General features: G+C 63.5%; 7 protein-coding genes. 3 read left to right on the top strand and 4 right to left on the bottom strand.

Features of this window, described 5'->3' with window-relative positions; genetic code table 11:
• Positions 1-33 precede the first annotated feature (33 nt).
• Positions 34-1,323: a beta-ketoacyl-ACP synthase II gene (fabF, locus tag PSH57_RS11715; protein ID WP_305389633.1), complete on the top strand. Its 1,290-nt coding sequence runs from the start codon at positions 34-36 to the stop codon at positions 1,321-1,323.
• Between the two features lie 11 nt (positions 1,324-1,334).
• On the opposite strand, the gene PSH57_RS11720 is transcribed toward fabF, so the two are convergent.
• Positions 1,335-3,038, bottom strand: coding sequence for an ABC transporter ATP-binding protein/permease (locus PSH57_RS11720; RefSeq protein ID WP_305389634.1), 1,704 nt, complete (start codon positions 3,036-3,038; stop codon positions 1,335-1,337).
• Positions 3,039-3,237: 199 nt separating this feature from the next.
• On the opposite strand from PSH57_RS11720, the gene fhuF reads away from it, so the two are divergent.
• On the top strand, positions 3,238-3,921 hold the full coding sequence (gene fhuF, locus PSH57_RS11725) for a siderophore-iron reductase FhuF (protein WP_305389636.1): 684 nt from the start codon (positions 3,238-3,240) through the stop codon (positions 3,919-3,921).
• Positions 3,922-4,691: 770 nt separating this feature from the next.
• The gene (locus PSH57_RS11730) at positions 4,692-4,850 is read left to right on the top strand and encodes a hypothetical protein (protein WP_305389638.1); all 159 of its coding nucleotides are present in this window, start codon (positions 4,692-4,694) and stop codon (positions 4,848-4,850) included.
• 30 nt (positions 4,851-4,880) lie between these two features.
• Here PSH57_RS11730 and PSH57_RS11735 read toward each other — a convergent pair whose 3' ends face one another.
• Genes PSH57_RS11735 through PSH57_RS11745 form a run of 3 tightly spaced genes read right to left on the bottom strand, consistent with a single transcriptional unit; the run spans position 4,881 to position 17,147 of the window.
• Positions 4,881-6,527 (bottom strand): cyclic peptide export ABC transporter, encoded by a 1,647-nt coding sequence (locus PSH57_RS11735; RefSeq protein WP_305389639.1) that lies wholly within the window; start codon positions 6,525-6,527, stop codon positions 4,881-4,883.
• Position 6,528: 1 nt separating this feature from the next.
• Positions 6,529-10,371: a non-ribosomal peptide synthetase gene (locus tag PSH57_RS11740; RefSeq protein ID WP_305389640.1), complete on the bottom strand. Its 3,843-nt coding sequence runs from the start codon at positions 10,369-10,371 to the stop codon at positions 6,529-6,531.
• Positions 10,368-17,147 (bottom strand): non-ribosomal peptide synthetase, encoded by a 6,780-nt coding sequence (locus PSH57_RS11745; RefSeq protein ID WP_305444886.1) that lies wholly within the window; start codon positions 17,145-17,147, stop codon positions 10,368-10,370. Before PSH57_RS11745 ends, PSH57_RS11740 begins: the two co-directional genes overlap by 4 nt.
• Positions 17,148-17,193: the final 46 nt, after the last annotated feature.

A 17,193-nucleotide genomic window follows, 5' to 3' on the forward strand; every position in this document is an offset into this window, starting at 1 on the left:
AGTGGATGTCGACTGAGAAATGAAGAGGTTTTTATGATGACTGCCGAAGGTCAAAAGCGAATCGTCGTCACAGGCATGGGCATTGTCAGCCCCCTGGGCTGCGCAGTGGAAGAAGTCTGGCAGAGGTTGCTGGCAGGACGTTCCGGTATCCGTAACCTGTCTGGCGATATCACCGAAGGTACCGGCGTTGCGGTGGGCGGCCAGGTGCCGTCTCTGCAAGAGGATGCCGTTGCGGGGTATGACCCCGAGCGCTTCATCTCGGCCAAGGATCGCAAGAAGATGGATCGCTTCATCGAATTCGCCCTGGTCGCTGCCGATGAAGCCCTGGCCCAGGCCAACTGGCATCCGACTGAAGCGGCCGACCAGGAGCGGACCGCCACGATCATCTCGTCGGGCGTCGGTGGCTTTGGCGCAATTGCCGACGCTGTACGCACCACCGATGCGCGTGGGCCGCGCCGCTTGTCGCCCTTCACCGCGCCGGCCTTTCTCGCCAACATGGCGGCCGGACACGTTTCCATCCGGCATGCTCTCAAGGGGCCTCTGGGCGCGCCTGTAACGGCTTGTGCCGCCGGGGTGCAAGCCATTGGCGATGCGGCCAGGCTCATCAGAAGCGGTGAGGCGGATATCGCTATATGTGGCGGTACCGAAGCGGCGATAGACCGTGTGACCCTGGGCTGTTTTGCCGCAGCCCGCGCGCTGTCCACGGGCTTTGCCGAGCACCCGCAGGAGGCCTCGCGTCCCTTTGATCGCGATCGTGACGGCTTCGTCATGGCCGAAGGTGCCGGGCTGCTGGTGATCGAGTCGCTGGAGCATGCCCTGGCCCGTGGTGCCAAGCCCCTGGCGGAGCTGGTCGGTTATGGCACCAGCGCCGATGCCTATCACCTGACCGCAGGCCCGGAAGACGGCAGCGGCGCACGGCGCGCTATGGAGCAGGCTCTGCGCCAGGCGGGGGTTAGCCCTGCCGACGTGCAGCATATCAATGCCCACGCGACCTCCACACAGGTTGGCGACAACGGCGAGTTGGCAGCGATTCGCTCGGTATTCGGGGCTGACTCCGGCGTGGCTATCACCTCGACCAAGTCCGCCACCGGGCACCTGCTGGGGGCGGCGGGGGGCATTGAAGCGATCTTCACCGTGCTGGCGCTGCGTGATCAGGTCGTACCGCCCACGCTGAACCTGCTTCATCCCGACGAGGCCGCAAAGGGGCTCGATCTGGTCGCCCTGAATGCCCGGAAGATGCCGATCACCCATGCGCTCTCAAATGGATTCGGGTTCGGCGGCGTTAACGCCAGCGTTCTGTTTCGCTGCTGGGATGCTAAATAGAGATGGCGAACTCACACCGGCTGCTTCACCTTCCGATGCACCCACCGTGCTTCGCTTTGCAGCTCCAGGACTTGCCAATGGAAGCGCTCGAGCGACGCATTGTGTCCGACGCTGATCAGGATCGTTTCTGGTAGCGTGTCTTTGAGCAGTTGATAGCAGCGCGCTTCGTTGGTTGAATCCAGTGCCGAACTGCTCTCGTCGAGGAACAGCACCGTGGGGCGGGCCAGCAGGGCCCTGACGAACGCACAGCGTTGCTGTTCGCCGACGCTGAGGGTCTGCGCCCAGTCTCGCTCCTGCTCCAACAGATCGCTCAGGTGTTGCAGGCCGACTTGTTCCATGGCCTGGCGCAGCGCGGCATCTTCGTCGCGACGGGGTGGGTTGGGGTACCACAGCGCCTCACGCAGACTGCCCAGCGGCAGATAGGGTTTCTGCGCAAGCGTCAGGGCACGCTCACGGTCATAACAGCTTGAGCCGCGAGCGTGATGCCAAAGCCCGGTAATCGTGCGGATCAGCGTTGATTTGCCGTAGCCGGACGGCGCGCGGATCATCAGGCTGTCACCGGGCTTGAGCGACAGGTTGAAACCTGTGAACAACGGTCGGCCGTTCGGCAGCCAGATGTCCAGGTCCTTGATGTCGAGACCGTCGGTCTGTTGTTCGAGCCTGACCTGGGACTTGACCTCAACGTTATCCAGGCGCTCCTGGAAGCCGATCAAGCGGTCGATCACCGACTTCCATTCCGACAGCTCCGGGAACACGCTCACCAGGTAGGCGATGGCGGCGTGCACTTCGCCGAAGGCGGCGCTTATCTGTGTCAGGCGGCCGAGGGGAAAGGCGCCGGCAAAGAACTGTGGCGCCATGATGAACATCGGGATGACCGTCGCGCTGCGCAGGTAGAAGGTCGAGTAGCCCATGATCAGCTTCTGTTTTTTCACCAGCGCCCAGAAGTTCTCCAGCGCCGCCTCCAGGCGGTGGTTGAAGCGTTCGTTCTCTACGGCTTCGCCGCGATATTGCGCTACCGAGTCAGCGTTCTCCCGCAGGCGGATGAGCGAGAAACGAAAATCCGCTTCACGTCGCTGCTGCATGAAATTGAGGCTGGGCAGCGCGCGCCCCAGCCAGAAGGCCAGGCCGGTGCCCAAAAGCGCATACACCAGAGCGACCCATACCAGCAGTCCCGGAATGATGATGGACTGGTCGTTGAACGGCACGCTGACCAGGCTTGAGGCTTGCCAGAGGATATGCAGGAAGGAAAACAGCGACACCACCGACGTCAGCAGGCCCAGGCTCAACTTGAGCGACTTGACGATGAACAGGTCGATGTCTTCGGCGATCCGCTGATCGGGGTTGTCGACCTCGGTCTCGGTCAGCTTCAGCTTCTGGTAGCGCTGGCTGCCCAGCCATTGATCAAGCATGTTGCGGGTCGCCCAGCGCCGCCAGCGGATGGTCAGCTTCTGCTGGAAGTGGAACGCGCCCACGGTGAAGGCGGCGGTGCCGATCTGCAGCAGGATGAACTGCAGGCTGCCCACCAGGAAGCCGTGGTAATCCAACGCCTGCAAGGCATTGTAGAAATGCAGGTTCCAGAAGTTGGTGAGGATGTTGACACCGACCAGGCACAGGGTCATCAGCACAGTGGCCAACAGCAGCAACAGGGCCGGGTACTTTTCCTCGGATGCCCAGAAAGGCCGCGCGAGACGCCAGAAATTGCGGAGTGTGTGCATGTGGTCTTGGTGAGCCTGGTCGCTAACGACGTTGAGTTTGCAGGGGAGGGAGGATAGGATCAGCCAATGCTAATCGTTTGCATTAATTAGGGAAAGCCACGGGAGCCCCGTTATCGAATTTCCAGAATGGCTTAACCAGGCCTGGCCGCCGATACAGCGGGTCATTCGGCAGGAACCTGGTGATCAGCCTGCCATCGCGTTGAGCCAGCTTGCCGACCCTGTTGTACTGCAACCCTTGCTGACCCGGTTTGCCTTGCGTTACCCGGGGGTGAACCGCGCCGCCGTGGTTTCGCAGTGGTCGATGAACTACATGAGTATCGTCCTGCCGGCCACCCTGGCCTGTGTGCTGACGCGTCGCTGCGCGATCGAGTTCTGGGGCGAGGACGCATTGCTGTTGCACGACGACGGCCAACCGGCGGCGCTGGACCTGGCCACCGGACTGTCAGCCTTGGACACGGATGGCCGGGCGGTGTATTGGTCGCGGTTGATCCACGAGCACCTGGCGCCGCTGTTCAGCACATTGGCCGCTGCCGGTGGCCTGGCCCCGAAAATATTGTGGGGCAACTTCGTCGCCATCTGGGACGGGGCGTTCGCCAGGCTGGACCCCGACCTGTCCAGAGACGGCTTCGCCGAGGCGCACCAGTGGCTGGAACAGGTCACGGTGAACAACGGACGCTTGAAGTTGCGTGGCCTGCAACGCATGGTCGAATCACCGGCGCCGCAGATTTGCCCGTGCTTGCCATTGCGCCGGCACTGCTGCCTGCATTACCAACTGCACGAGCCGGTCGAAGGCCAACCGCCAGTGCTCTGCGAATCCTGCCCCAAGCTGCACCGCCTGCCGCTGGCGGAGCAGGTGAGCTATCTGCATTACATCTATGAGTAGGGGGGAGCGCGTCGTTTTCTTTTGGGTTGGACTGGACTGGACTGGATTGGATGCATATCCGTTGCTGCGGTAACGGCGGCTCAGGGTTCCGCCCTGACGGCGGGTCACTTTCGAAAATCCGGAAGCCGGCCCAGGCGAAAGTAACCAAAGCGCTTTTGCCCCACCACTTGGCACCTCGCTTAGGCTTGGGGCGCCCGAGATCAAGGTCCACCACGAGGCGGCCTGAGAGCCGACCTGGTTCTCCCGGTCATACACCCATCAGAACTGTGGGAGCAAAGCTTGCTCGCGATGGCGGTGGCTCAGTCACATGGATGTTGGGTTTGCTGGCCTCATCGCGAGCAAGCTTTGCTCCCACAGATGATCTTGGGTGTGCATGAGTTCTGTGTTCACTGCGGCCCATTGTGTGTGGGCTAGGTGCATATGGAATAAGTGTCTACTGAAGATCCAAATGTGGGAGAGCTCGCTCGCGATAGCGGTGGCGCAGCCACATAGATGCTGACATGCCCCGCTTTTGCTTTGCTTTGCTTTGCTTTAGATCTTGATCTTGATCTGGACGCCCCGTTAAACCACGCTGGCCGAACGCAGGCATTGCGCAGTGGGCATCCCGGCATGGATGCCGGGATAGCCGCGCTGGGCCATGGATGGCCCTTCGCGGCGGGCCCACGGAGCAATGCCGGAGTGAGGGCACACCGAGCCTAGGCGAGGTGCCAAGTGGTGGGGCAAAAGCGTTTTGCTTACTTTTGCCTGGGCCGGCTTCCGGATTTTCAAAAGTGAGCCGCCGTCAGGGCGGAACCCTAAGCAGCCGCTACCGCAGCAACGGATATGCACACTACCCGTCTGGAAAAAGGCGAGTAGATTTTTCAAAAAAAACAAAAAACAAAAAAACGGCGCTTTTCATTTCTGAAACAATCGCCGTTTTTCCTAAGTGAACAGCATTACCCACAATGTTCAGGGTTTCCTCAAGACAGCATTTGCGCCACGGACGGCGCGTCGGCCTCGACGGTGACTTCACTGAGCTTGCCATGTTCGATGCGGATCAGCCGGTCGGCCAGGCCGAAGTAGGCGTCGTCGTGGGAGATGACGATCAGTAGTTTGCCGCGTTCGCGCAGGTCCGGCAGGATCCGGGTGTAGAAGAAGTGCTTGAACACCGGGTCCTGGTCGGCCGCCCATTCGTCGAACAAATAGCAGGGACGATCATCCAGATAGGCACTGAGCAGCGCCAGGCGCTTGCGTTGCCCGGTGGACAGCGCCAGCGTCGTCAGTTTGCCGTCCTCGATTTGCACCTTGTGGTCCAGTTGCAGGTGCACCAGGTAGTCCTGTGCCTGTTTCACCAGGTGTGGATCGTCGCCATCGAACAGGTTTTCGAACAGGCAGAAGTCGATGAAGATCGCTGAGAAGTGCTGCCGGTAATGGTGATTGTCATTGCTCGAGGACACTTGCTCGTCGAGCATGATCTCGCCGCTTTCCGGCCGGTACAGCCCGGTCAGCAACAAGGCCAGGGTGGTCTTGCCGCTGCCGTTGCCGCCGGTGATGAACACCACTTCGCCGGCATTGAGGGTGAGGTCGATGGGACCCAGGGTGAAATGCCCGTCCTCGCGCTCGCGGTAGTAGGTGTGGGTGACCTGGCGGCATACCAGGCTGCGAACCTGGGTCGGCGAGATCGTGTCGACGGTCTCGTCGGCGGTTTGCATCTGGCCTTCCAGGGCGCGGATCTTGTTCAGGGCCACACTGGCCCGGCCGAGGGTCGGCAGGGCGTGCATCAGCTCCGACAACGGCGTGATCATGTAGAGGATCGCCAGAATATAGCCGGTAACCAGGCTCGCGCTCAGGTCGATGAAATGCGGCGCGGCGAACAGCACCACGCCGATGAGCATGTAGAACACCGCATTGCCCCAGTTCAGGACCAGGGCGTAGATGCTCATGCCCCGTACAAAATCGCGACGATATTGCTGACTCACCGGTATCAGCAGGCGGGTGAAGAAGTGCTGCCGGCGCGGATGGTTGAGTTGCAGTTCCTTGCTGCCATCGGTGAGCAGGCGGTACTGATTGAACAACTGGTCCTTGAGCTCGCGAGCACGGGAAATCGAAGTCAGTGCCCGCCGTTGTGGCCAGTGAAAGCTCAGGCTGCCCAGGACGATCAGCAGCAGCGTCAGACCGAGCAATGGCATGCTGAGCCAACCCAGGTAGCCGAGGCACGCGGCGATGATCCCGACGTTGACCAGCAGGATCGGCACCAACTCCACGGCCTGGCTGATGGTCTGCGTATCGTCGGTGAGCATCGCCAGCAGGCGATGCTTGCCCAGGCGCTGCAATTGCGCGTAGGGCGTGTCGATCAGCTTGGCGCTCAGGTGCAGGCGCATGTCGTTGACCGCAGCCTGGCCCAGGCGCAACAGGCTGATGTCGGAGATGATCCGCGACACCGCGACCAACACCACCAGGCCGGCGAAGAGCAGGCCATCCACCGGGCGCAGCTTATCGAACACCTCCAGGCTGTGGTTGATGTTGGCGATCAGACCGGCTGCCGCGAGGCCGCAGATCAACCCCGTCAGGGTCGCCACCAGCAGTGCGCGCCAGGAGCGTTTAGCCATGAGTAACAACAGATCCATTTCAAACCGCTCCGTGTGTAGCAATGGCCGTGAGACGCGCCGCCAATTGTTCGTGCAAGGCGCGTTGCTCAAGGATGGTCAGGTGTTGCGCTGTGATGACCTCGCGGGTCAACGGCCCACTGCTCAGGTCTTCCCACTGCGGGTCGGCGAAGTCAGCCTGGGCCAGGGTGTCGCTGGCCCACCAGACATGCACCGGGCAGTTCAACCGCACGGGCTTGAACGTGGCCAGCAGATGCTGCGTATGCTGCTGGTAGCGCAGCCGCGTTTGCAAATGCTCCCAACTGTCGCCATCGAGTTGCAAACCTTGCTGGCGTGCCCACTGCACCAGCTCCGGCAGGCGTGCCGCTGGGGGCAGGGCGTCCAGTTGCTCCAGCAAGGCGGTCATGATCGGCGGCGGCAACTGGCGCAACACGGTCTGGCTGTCCGGTGTCAGCGCTTGGGAGGCTGACTCCAGCAGCGCCTCGACACTGTCTTCTGGCGCCTGGTGCTGGTACTGCGAGTCGATGATACCGAGAAACGCCACTGCTTGGCCCTGGCTTTCCAGGCGAGCGGCCGCGGCAATCGCCAGCAGACCTCCGAGGGAGAAGCCCAGCAGGTGATATGGGCCCTGTGGTTGCTGCTGGCGCAGGTGTTCGACATAGAGTGCGGCGAGGCTCTCGATATCGCCCCCCAACGTTGTGCTGTCATCGCTCAGGTACGCCGCCTGCAAGCCCCACACATGCCAGGCCGACAGCGGCGCGAGCAGCGTGCGGTAATCCTGCACGTGGCCGGTGGAAGGGTGGAAACAGAACAGATTGGCGGTTTGTCCTGCATCGACGGTTGGTGCCGACAACCGCACCAGCGGCGAGAGTTTGAGTTCGGCCTGCACCAATGCTGCAAACGCCGAGACGCTTGGAGCGTTGAACACCGCATTGACCGTCACCGGTGCCGACAGCGCGGTCTGCAAGCGACTGGCAAGTGTCACCGCCGCCAGGGAGTGGCCGCCCAGCTCAAAAAAATCATCGTCGATGCCCACTCGCTCCAGGCCCAGCACCTGTGCCCAGACCTCGGCGAGCAGGGCTTCCAGCGGCGTGCGCGGCAAGGCACTGCCGACCGTGTCGAGGACTTTGTCAGCCCATTGCTGCAAGGTCTTGCGGTCGAGCTTGCCGTTGCCCATCAGTGGCAAGGCTTCGACGATCCGCAGGGTCGGCAGCATGTAGTCCGGCAAGCAATCCTGGGCCTGGCCATGCAGCCGGGCGACCGTGGTCGAATGCCCGGGCGCCAGGGTCATGAAGGCGAACAGTTGCTGGCCGAGCTCGCCTCTGGGGATGCATTCCACCGCGGCCTGGGCCACACCGGGAAGGCTGGTCAGTTGCGCCTGGATCTCGTCGAGCTCCACGCGGAAACCACGGATTTTCACCTGACGGTCGGCACGCCCGGTGATTTCCAGGCTGCCGTCATGGCGATAGCGGGCCATGTCGCCGCTGCGATAGAGACGTTCGCCCGGCAAATGTGCCAGCTCGATAAAACGCCCGACGCTTTGTTGCGTGTCCAGGTAACCGCGGGCCAGTTGCGGGCCGGCGATATACAGCTCGGCGCTTTGCCCGGGGGCGGCCAACGCTTGCTGCTCGTCGAACAGGTACAGGCGCATGCCGTTGAGACGGTCGCTGAGGGGCAGGCGGCGATAATCCATGGCCGGTTCGGTTTTGTGCATCACCACCCCAACGGTGGTCTCGGTCGGGCCGTAATGGTTGAAGACCGTTAGCGCCGGTGCAAGGCTGCGAATGCTTTGCAGCAGGCGCCGCGAGCAGCTTTCGCCACCGAGGATCAATTGCTTGCGCGGCAACACGGCAGCGCTTTGGGCGTGAATCAACCAGGCGTCGAGCAACGACGGCACGATCTTCAGGTGATCGATCGGGTGCTGCGCTTGCCAGGCGGCCCAGGCTTGGGCGTCCATGGCCGTTTCCTTGTCCAGCAAGTGCAATTCGCCGCCGCTGAGCAGGGCCGGGAACAGCAACGTGTAGCCCAGGTCGGCCGCCAGTGAGGTGACCACTGCGCTGCGTTCGCCTGCGGCCAGTTGCAAGCGCCGGGATACGCTGGCGACATAACTGGCGAGCTGCCGATGCTCGACGATGACGCCTTTAGGCGTGCCTGTGCTGCCGGAAGTGAACAGCACGTAGGCCGCGTCCTGTGCCTGGATCTCGACGCTCATGGCAGTCGTTGGCGCTTGTTGCCAGGTGGCTTCATCGCGTAGGTCGAGGCTGCCGATGCCCGGCAACGCGGGGGCGCTGCCGGTCGAGCCGCTGAGTATGAAAGTCGGCTGGGCTTGTTGCAGGATCGCCAGTGAGCGTTGTGCCGGCTGGTGGACATCCAGGGGAACGAACGCCGCGCCGCTCTTGAGCACGGCGAGCATGGCCAGGACCATCTGCGCTGAGCGATCCAGATACAACGCCACGCGATCTTCGCGACCCACGCCCTGGGCGCGCAGGTAATGCGCCAGTTGGTTGCTGCGCGCCTGCAGTTGGGCGTAGCTCAGTTGCCCGTTATGGTCGCGCAGGGCCAAGTGCTCGGGGAACTGCGCGGCACACGCATCGAAGCTCGCCGGCACACTGGTAAACGGCAGCGTTGCGACGTCGACTGGCGCCTGCAGGGCGGCCAGCGTTGCGGTGAAACTTGGCGCCTGCAATGACAGTTCGGCCAGCGGCTTGCCCGGGTTGGCGAGGGCATCGAGCAGCAGCGATTGGAATTGCTCCAGCAGCACCAGGGCGGCCTGTTCGCTGTAGCGGCCCGGCAGGTGGCAGAGGTTCAGGCGATAGCCGCCAGCGGTCGTTTCGGCCACCAGCAGCAGCTCCATGCCGGCGGGAATGGCCTGTGCGTCCAGCACCGTGAGCGTCGACGCCATGCTGCCCAAGGTGTCGAGTCGCTCGGGTAACTGCCCACCCCACTGGAAGCCGTACTGCAAAGCCTCGGCCGGCAATGCAGCGCTGACGCCGCAGTATTCCTGCCATTCCGTGGCTTGCTCGCAGAGCACCTGCAGGTTCGCCAGCGCCTGGGCAAACTGGCTGTCCGCCGCCGGTTGCCAGCGCAGGGGCAGGGGCTTGGCGAACAATCCCCAGCAATCGGCGAGTTCTTCATAGTCGTCGCGGCAATCGTGGACCCAGTTCAAGGTCAGTGCCGGGCTGTCGCTGCTACTCAGGCGCTGCAACAGCACGCCCCACGCCGTCATCAGGACTTGCTCGGGCGATGCGTCGTAACGTTGGCAGAAGCTGTCGAGGGCCATGCTCAACTGTGGGTTGGCGTTCAGGCGAGTGGTCATCGGGGCTTCGGAGCGGTCGCTGCGGACCTGACGGTAGAGCAACTCGCTGGCGGCTGCTTCGTCCAGGGCCTGGCTGGCCCAGAAACGCCGCCCAGGCTCGGCGTCTTCATCGGCCTGCAATTCGTAGAGCCAGGCGCTGTACTGGGTATAGGTCATCGCCTCGTCATCCACCGATGGCGCCTCTATCGAGCCCAATGCCTGGGCCAGGCGCAGCAAGGTCCCGCGATCGGCGCTCAGCGCCGGCAATTGCAGCGTCACCCGCTGCCGATCGCCGTCGAGCGCGTGCACCTCGACGCTGATGGCCTGCGCGGCCATGACGGTGGATTCAACCACTTGCAAGGGCATCAGCAAGCCCGGCTCAGGCCGTACTCGCAGGCGCAGGGCCTCGTGACACGCGCTCAGGGCGGCGAGTCGCTGGTGCAGGCTTTCCAGGGCCAACGGGCCTTTTATTTCCAGTTCCAGCCGCGCCGCTGGCAACCCCGCCAACCATTGGCTGCGTTGTTGGGGCGAGAGGGCGAAAGCTTCTTCACGGGTTTCAAAGGCGCTCATGCCTGCACTTCCGAAGCCGGCGCCGGTTGTGCTTCGGGCAGGCAACCGGTCAATTGTTCGCGACGCATCATCTGGCCCATGGCGACACAGATCTTGCGCTCGCCCTCGAAGGGGTCCCGAGCGTGGGCCACCAACATATTGTCCAGCATCACCATGTCACCCTTTTGCCAACTGAAACGTACCGCGCAGTCTTCATAAGCCTCGCCGATCACTTGCATCACCGCGTCTTCGATCACGCTGCCGTCGCCGTAGTACACGTTGCGTGGCAAATGTCCGGGGCCGAACAGGCTGATCAGATTGTTGCGCACTTCTGGCTCCAGGCAGGCGGTGTGGTGCAGTTGCACCTGGTTGAAGAACGACAGTTCCAAGGTTTCGGGATGCTCGACGATGGCCGGGCAGTGCTGGGCGATCCGCAGGTTGTCGGTCCCCAGCCATTCCCAGCGCATGCCCGACGCCAGGCATTGGCGCTCGACTTCCTCGCGCTGTTCGGTCTTGAAGAAGTCCTGCCAGCGCACATCCAGCTTGTCGGTGAAGTGCCGCACGTACAGCAGCCCCAGGGCCTTGAAGCGAGCGACGATGTCCTCGGGCAAGCGCGCCAACACCTGCCGGCAATCGACGATGGGCGTGCAACCGCCACGCGGCGCCGGTGTTTCGCAATAGAACCACTGCTTGCGTGGCCACTGCGGCAGATGGGAACTCTCGTTGTGGAAGAGAATCATGTGCTGTTCCGGGTACGGCGTGGAGTGGTAGATGTTCTTGCCGGACTTGTTTTTCGGCAGGTCGCCGTAGGTCCCGTAGAGGTCGGGTTCGATGGCCTGGGCGAACTGTTCGAAAGCACCAGCATCCGGCAGGTTGAAACCCCGGAACAGCAGGCCGCCGTGGGTCAGCAGCTGTGCATTGATCCAACCCCGGGCTTGCAGCGCCCAGTGCACCGGGTCCAGGTCGCCGAACAACGGTTCGATCACCAAGGGCAAGGCTTGCCCGGCGTTGAGGGTGCGGGTACGGACCTGCTCATGGGCCACCTGGCTCACAGCGGTTGCACGGGTCTGTTTGAGCTTGCTCAATTTGGACTGCTTACGCGCGCTGCGGGCTGTGGCCTCGTCGAGCGACGAATCCGGCTGGGACGCTACGCTGGCGTTGCCGCCCTCAAGGCGCCACGACCAATGGTCCAGCGCTTGCCCCGGGGCCGAAACGATCTGCTCCAACAGGCTCTCGAAGCCTTGTTCGAGGCGCTGGATGGTCGGTTCCTGCAACACACTGGTGCGATACACCCAGCGTACGTTCAGGCCTTGATCTTCGTCCTCTTCGACAAATACGGCGAGGTCGAACTTGCTGCTTTCCTGGCGTGATACCAGATGCTCCACCTCAAGGTCCGGCAGGCTGGCATTGCCGCTGGGCGTGTTCTGCATGACGAACAGCACCTGGACCAGGGGATTGACCCCAGGTGTACGCGGCGGTTGCAGCTCCTCGACCAGTTTGTCGAACGGCACCTGCTGGTGCTGGAACGCCGACAGGCAATCCTCGCGCAAGCGTTGCAGACGGGCGTCGAAGGTTTCGCCCTCGCTCAGGCGGGCACGGATCGGCAGCACGTTGACGAAAAAGCCGATGAGATGTTCCAGGGCCGGATGTTCGCGATTGGCCAGGTCGGTGCCGACAATAAAGTCGTTGGTCCCGGTGGCCCGTTGCAACAGGCTGTTGAAGGCATTGAGCAGGACCATGAACAGCGTCGCCCGCTGCTGTTGAGCATAGGCCTTGAGCACCTGTGCCTGGGCCGGTGTGAAGCGTTGCTCCAGGGCCGCCCCCTGATAGTCGGGACGCGCCGGGCGTGGTTGGTCAAGCGGCAGCGGGATCAAGGTTGGCGCGCCGTCGAGCTGGCGGCGCCAGTAATCGATGGCCCGTGCCAGCAGGCGCTGTTGGGCTTCGCTGCGTTGCCAGAAGGCATAGTCGGCGAACTGGATCGGCAACACCGGCAGCACCGGTGTCGAGCCGCTGCTGCGGGCCTGGTACCCGACGATCAGCTCCTGCATGAGGATGCCCATGGACCAGGCATCGGTGGCGATGTGATGCAACACCAGTTGCAGCACATGATCGTCGGTGCCCAGGCGCAGCAGGCTGGCGCGCAACATCGGCGCCTGTTGCAGATCGAACGGGCGTGCAGCCTGTTCATCGATCAAGCGTTGCAGGGTTTGCGCCTGTTGTTCGCTGTCGAGGTGACTCAACTCGGTCGGCGTCAGGTCAACCCGCGGTGCCGGGCTGATGACCTGGCAAGGCTGGTCGCCATGGAGGTGGAATGCCGTGCGCAAGGACTCATGGCGTTCGAACACGGCCTGCAACGCCGCTTGCAGCGCTGCGATGTCCAACGTCCCACGCAGCCTGACGGTGGTGGTCATGTTGTAGGCGGCACTGGGGCCTTCGAAGCGATCCAGGAACCACAACCGTTGCTGGCTGTAGGACAGCGGCAACGGCTGGTTGCGCGGCGCCAGGGCGATCTCGCTGTCGCCGTCGGCTTCGGTCTGGGCGTCGCGCTGCTGATCGACCGCTTCGGCCAATTGTTCCAGGGTGCCACGCTCGAACAGCGTGCGCAGCGGCAGGTTCACGTTCAAGCGACGACGAATCCGCGACAACACTTGGGTGGCCAGCAACGAGTGACCGCCGATGGCGAAGAAGTCGTCGTGTACACCGACGCCGTCCAGGCCGAGAATTTCCTGCCACAGCTCGGCCAGGACCTGTTCGGTCGGCGTGCGCGGTGCCAAGCATTGCGCCTGCGCTGCTTCGTCCTGGGGCACACCCAAGGCGGCGAGGGCGCGCCGGTCGACTTTGCCATTGGCGTTCAGCGGCAATTGCGCAAGGGCCAGCCAACGGGCCGGAACCATGTAGCTTGCCAGTTGCTGACCCAGGTAAGCGCTCAAGGCTTGTTGCGCTGACTCGCCGCCGAGGTTGGCCGTGTCGTCGAGCACATACCAGGCCACCAGTTGCAATGCCCCGCGGGCGTCGGGCAGTGCCAGCACCGCCGCGCTGTCCACCGCCGGGTGTTGCATCAGGCGGTTTTCGATCTCGCCCAGCTCAATGCGGTGGCCACGAATCTTCACTTGCTGGTCGCGACGGCCGAGGTATTCGATCACGCCATCGGCGTGCATCCGGCCGATGTCACCGCTGCGATACAGCCGCGCATCGGCCTGGAACGGGTGCGGAACAAAGGCTTCGCGGGTGCGTTGCGGGTCGCGCAGGTAGCCGCGACCGACGCCGACACCACCGATGCACAATTCGCCGGGCACACCGACAGGGACCAGGCGCAGCGCCGAGTCGAGCACGAACACCTGGTTATTGGCGGTCGGCTTGCCGATGGGCATGTGCAGGCAATCGTCGGCGGGCGCTTCGGTGATGGGGTAGAAGGCAACGTCGTCCGAGCATTCGGCGGGACCGTAGGCGTTCATCAACGGGATCGCCGGGAAGCGGGCGAACCAGTCCCGCGCCAGGGCCGGCGGCAATGCCTCACCGGTGGGCAGGAGCCAGCGCAGGCTCGCCAGGCTGTGGTGCGCCTGGCTTTCCTGGAGCATGCCGCGAATCAGCGCCGGCACGGTTTCCAGCAGGGTCAATTGCTGATCTTGAACCGCATCGAGCAGGGCCACCGGGTCGTGGGCCTGGGCATCGGGAAGAATGTGCACAGTGGCACCGAACAGCGGCGCGGCGAGGAACTGCCACACGCTGATATCGAACGCCGCCGAAGCCGTCTGGGCAATCCGGTCGTGCTCACCCAGGCCCAGGCTCGGGACTTTGCCGAACATGTTGTTGAGCATCCCGCGTTGTTCGACCATCACACCTTTGGGCGTGCCGGTGGAGCCCGAGGTGAAGATCACGTAGGCCAGTTGATCGGGGTTGTGCGCATAGCTGACCGGCGGCTGTTCACGGCCTTGCCAGAGCGCCTGGGCGATCAGGCAGGTGGGTTGCTGGCGCATCTGCGGCAGGACGTTGTCCAGCGTCGAGCTTGCGTGCTCGCAGACCAGCAACAGCGGCGCTTCGCCCAGGTCCAGCAACTCCGCCAGGCGTGCGTGAGGCTGTTGGATATCCAAGGCCTGGAACGCGGCACCGGCCTTGAGCGTGGCGATCATCATCGTCAGCAAGGTCAGGCCACGCTCAGCGAACAGCGCCACCAGGGTTTCCGGGCCGGCACCGGCGGCTTGCAGCGCATGGGCGATGCTGTTGGCGCGGCGGTCCAGTTCGGCGTAGGTCAGCGATTGTCCCTGGCATACGGCAGCGAGGTGTTGCGAGCGACTGCGCACTTGTTCGGCGAACAGCGCCGCATAGCCGCGTTCCAGCGGGAAGGCGACGTCGCTGCGATTGCAGTCGATCTGCAACTGCCGGCGTTCCGCCTCGGGCAGCATGTGCAGGCTGCCCAGTGGCGCCTGCGGCGTCTCCAGCATGCCCGAAAGCAGCTGCACCAAATGGCCGAGCATGCGCTGCACGGTGTCAGTGCTGAAACGCATGCTGTCGTAGGACAGGCGAATGCCCAGGCGGTCGCCGGGGTACAGCACAACCGTCATCGGGAAGTTGGTGTGCACGCGGTCTTCATAGATGTCGATGCTGAAGGCATCCAGTTGCACGCTGCTGATGTCCAGCGGCGCGTTCTCGAACACCACCAGGCTGTCGAACAACTGCTGCCCGCGCGGCACCTGGCTGCAACGCTGGATGTCCACCAGTGACGCGCTTTCGTGTTCGCGCAATTGCGCGTTGTGGGACAGCAGCGCCTGCAACCAGTCGGCCACTGGCACCTCTGGGTCGACATCGATGCGCAGTGGCAAGCTGTTGATGAACAACCCGACCATTTCTTCTACACCGGCAAGGTCCGTCGGGCGGCCGGCGACGGTTACGCCGAACAGCACATCGCGGTTGCCGCTGTAGCGCGACAGCAACAGCGCCCAGGCGCCCTGGATCCAGGTGTTGGGTGTCAGTTGGTATTGCTGGCACAGCTGCTGCAGACGCTGGGTCTGGGCGATGCTCAGGGTCTGGTCGAAGTCGCCAACCTGTTCCGGTGCCTGCTCCGGGCGCGCTACGGGGCTGTCCACATGAAGTGGCGTCGGTTCGCTGAAGCCGGCCATTTCGGCCTGCCAGAACGCGTGGGCGGCGGCCATGTCATGGCGCTCCAGCCAACTCATGTAGCCGCGGAACGAGCGCAGGCGCGCACGGGCCACCGGCTCCTGGCGCACGATGGCCTGGTAGATCGCCAGCAGGTCTTCCATCAGCAGGCCGAAGCACCAGGCGTCGGTCAGGATGTGGTGGAAGCTGCGCACCACGGCGAAGCGTCGCTCATCGAGTTGGAACACCCGCAGGTGGGTCAGTGGCGCACACGCCATGTCGAAACCTTGCAGGCGCTGTGCTTCGAGGGCCTGGTCCATCGCCAGGCGCTGCTGGTCTTCGTCGAGATGGCGCAGGTCCTGCCAGTCGAACGCCCGATGGGTTTGGCGGTACACGCATTGCAGCGGCTCATGGTCGTCTTGCCACCAGAAGGCGGTGCGCATCATCGGATGGCGCTCGAGGAACAGTTGCCAAGCCGCTTCCATCGCCGGGCGTTGCAATACCCCATCCCAGCTGTAGCGTTGTTGCATCAGGTAGATGCCGCTGTGGGGTTGCAACAGGGTGTGCAACAGCATGCCCTGTTGCATCGACGAGAGCGGGTAGACGTCTTCGATGTTCGACCAGTCCAGCGGTTCGGATGCCAGGGTTTCCGCTTGCTTGTGGCACAGCGCAAATGCCTGGCTGGCAGGACGCAGGTCGGCTGCGCTGGCCAATCCGGCGAGTTCGCTCAAGCGTTGTGCAAGGCGCGGTGCCCAGTCGGCGGCGAGGGTGCCCTGGCTGCGCAGGTGCAGGCAGCCATCCTGCCACCAGGCGTCCAGGGTCAGCGGGCAAGTCGAAGCTGTCGCGGGGCTTGCGGCTTCGACCTGGGCCAGGATGCCACGCGCTTCGCGATGGCTGTCGAGGTTGCCAAGCCAGCGAATGGCCACTGATGCCGCCGGCAGCTCACGCAACGGTTCTTGCAGGTAGGTGTTGTCCGACAGGTAGCGCAAGGCACCATAGTCGACGCCATGTTGCGGGTAGGCGCGCATCTGCGCGGTCAGGGCCTGCAAGCGTTGCAGCAGGCTGTCGCCTTCGGGCTGGAGGAAATACGGCACCGCCAGGGCCAATGGCCCCATGATGCGTGCCGGGTCGAGGTCGGCCACGGCAATCGGCGCATCCACCGGCAGACGCTCGGCGTTCGGCCGGGCAGCGTGCATGCTCAGCGCAACCAGGCCATTGCCGCACAGTTCACGGCACTGTTCGACCACGGCAGCGGCCAACAGGCTGTTCCAGTCCAGTTGCAGCACTTCGCCCAGGCGCTTGAGTTCACCTGAGGTGGTGGCCGCCAGGGTCTGCTCGACCATGCTGGCGGGCTGCTGGCTGTCAGGCAGTTGCAGCGTTTCCACGCCGGCGTATTGCAGCCAGTGTTCCCAGGCGTCGTCCAGGGCATCGCCCTGTGCATAGGCCTGCTGGTGCCGCGTCCACTGGGTGAAATCGCCACCGGTGTAGGACAGGCGCACCGGCCGCTGATAGCGCAGTTGCGCCAAGGCCAGGTTGAGGTCCGTCAGCAGCAGCGACCAGGATGCTTCGTCCAGGCACAACGGATGAGCGGCCAGCAGTAGGGCGTGCTTGCCGTCCACCTGCAGCAGGCGGGCATGCAGGGTTTGGCCGGCGTCCAGTTCCAGCGCGTCGACACCAGCCTGGGCCAGGGCTTGCAGTTGCATCGGGGCGCAGGCCTCTAGTTTTTCGGTGGCGATGACCCGGGGCCTT

It is taken from the genome of Pseudomonas hefeiensis, from assembly GCF_030687835.1.
In the GTDB taxonomy this organism is placed as follows: domain Bacteria; phylum Pseudomonadota; class Gammaproteobacteria; order Pseudomonadales; family Pseudomonadaceae; genus Aquipseudomonas; species Aquipseudomonas hefeiensis.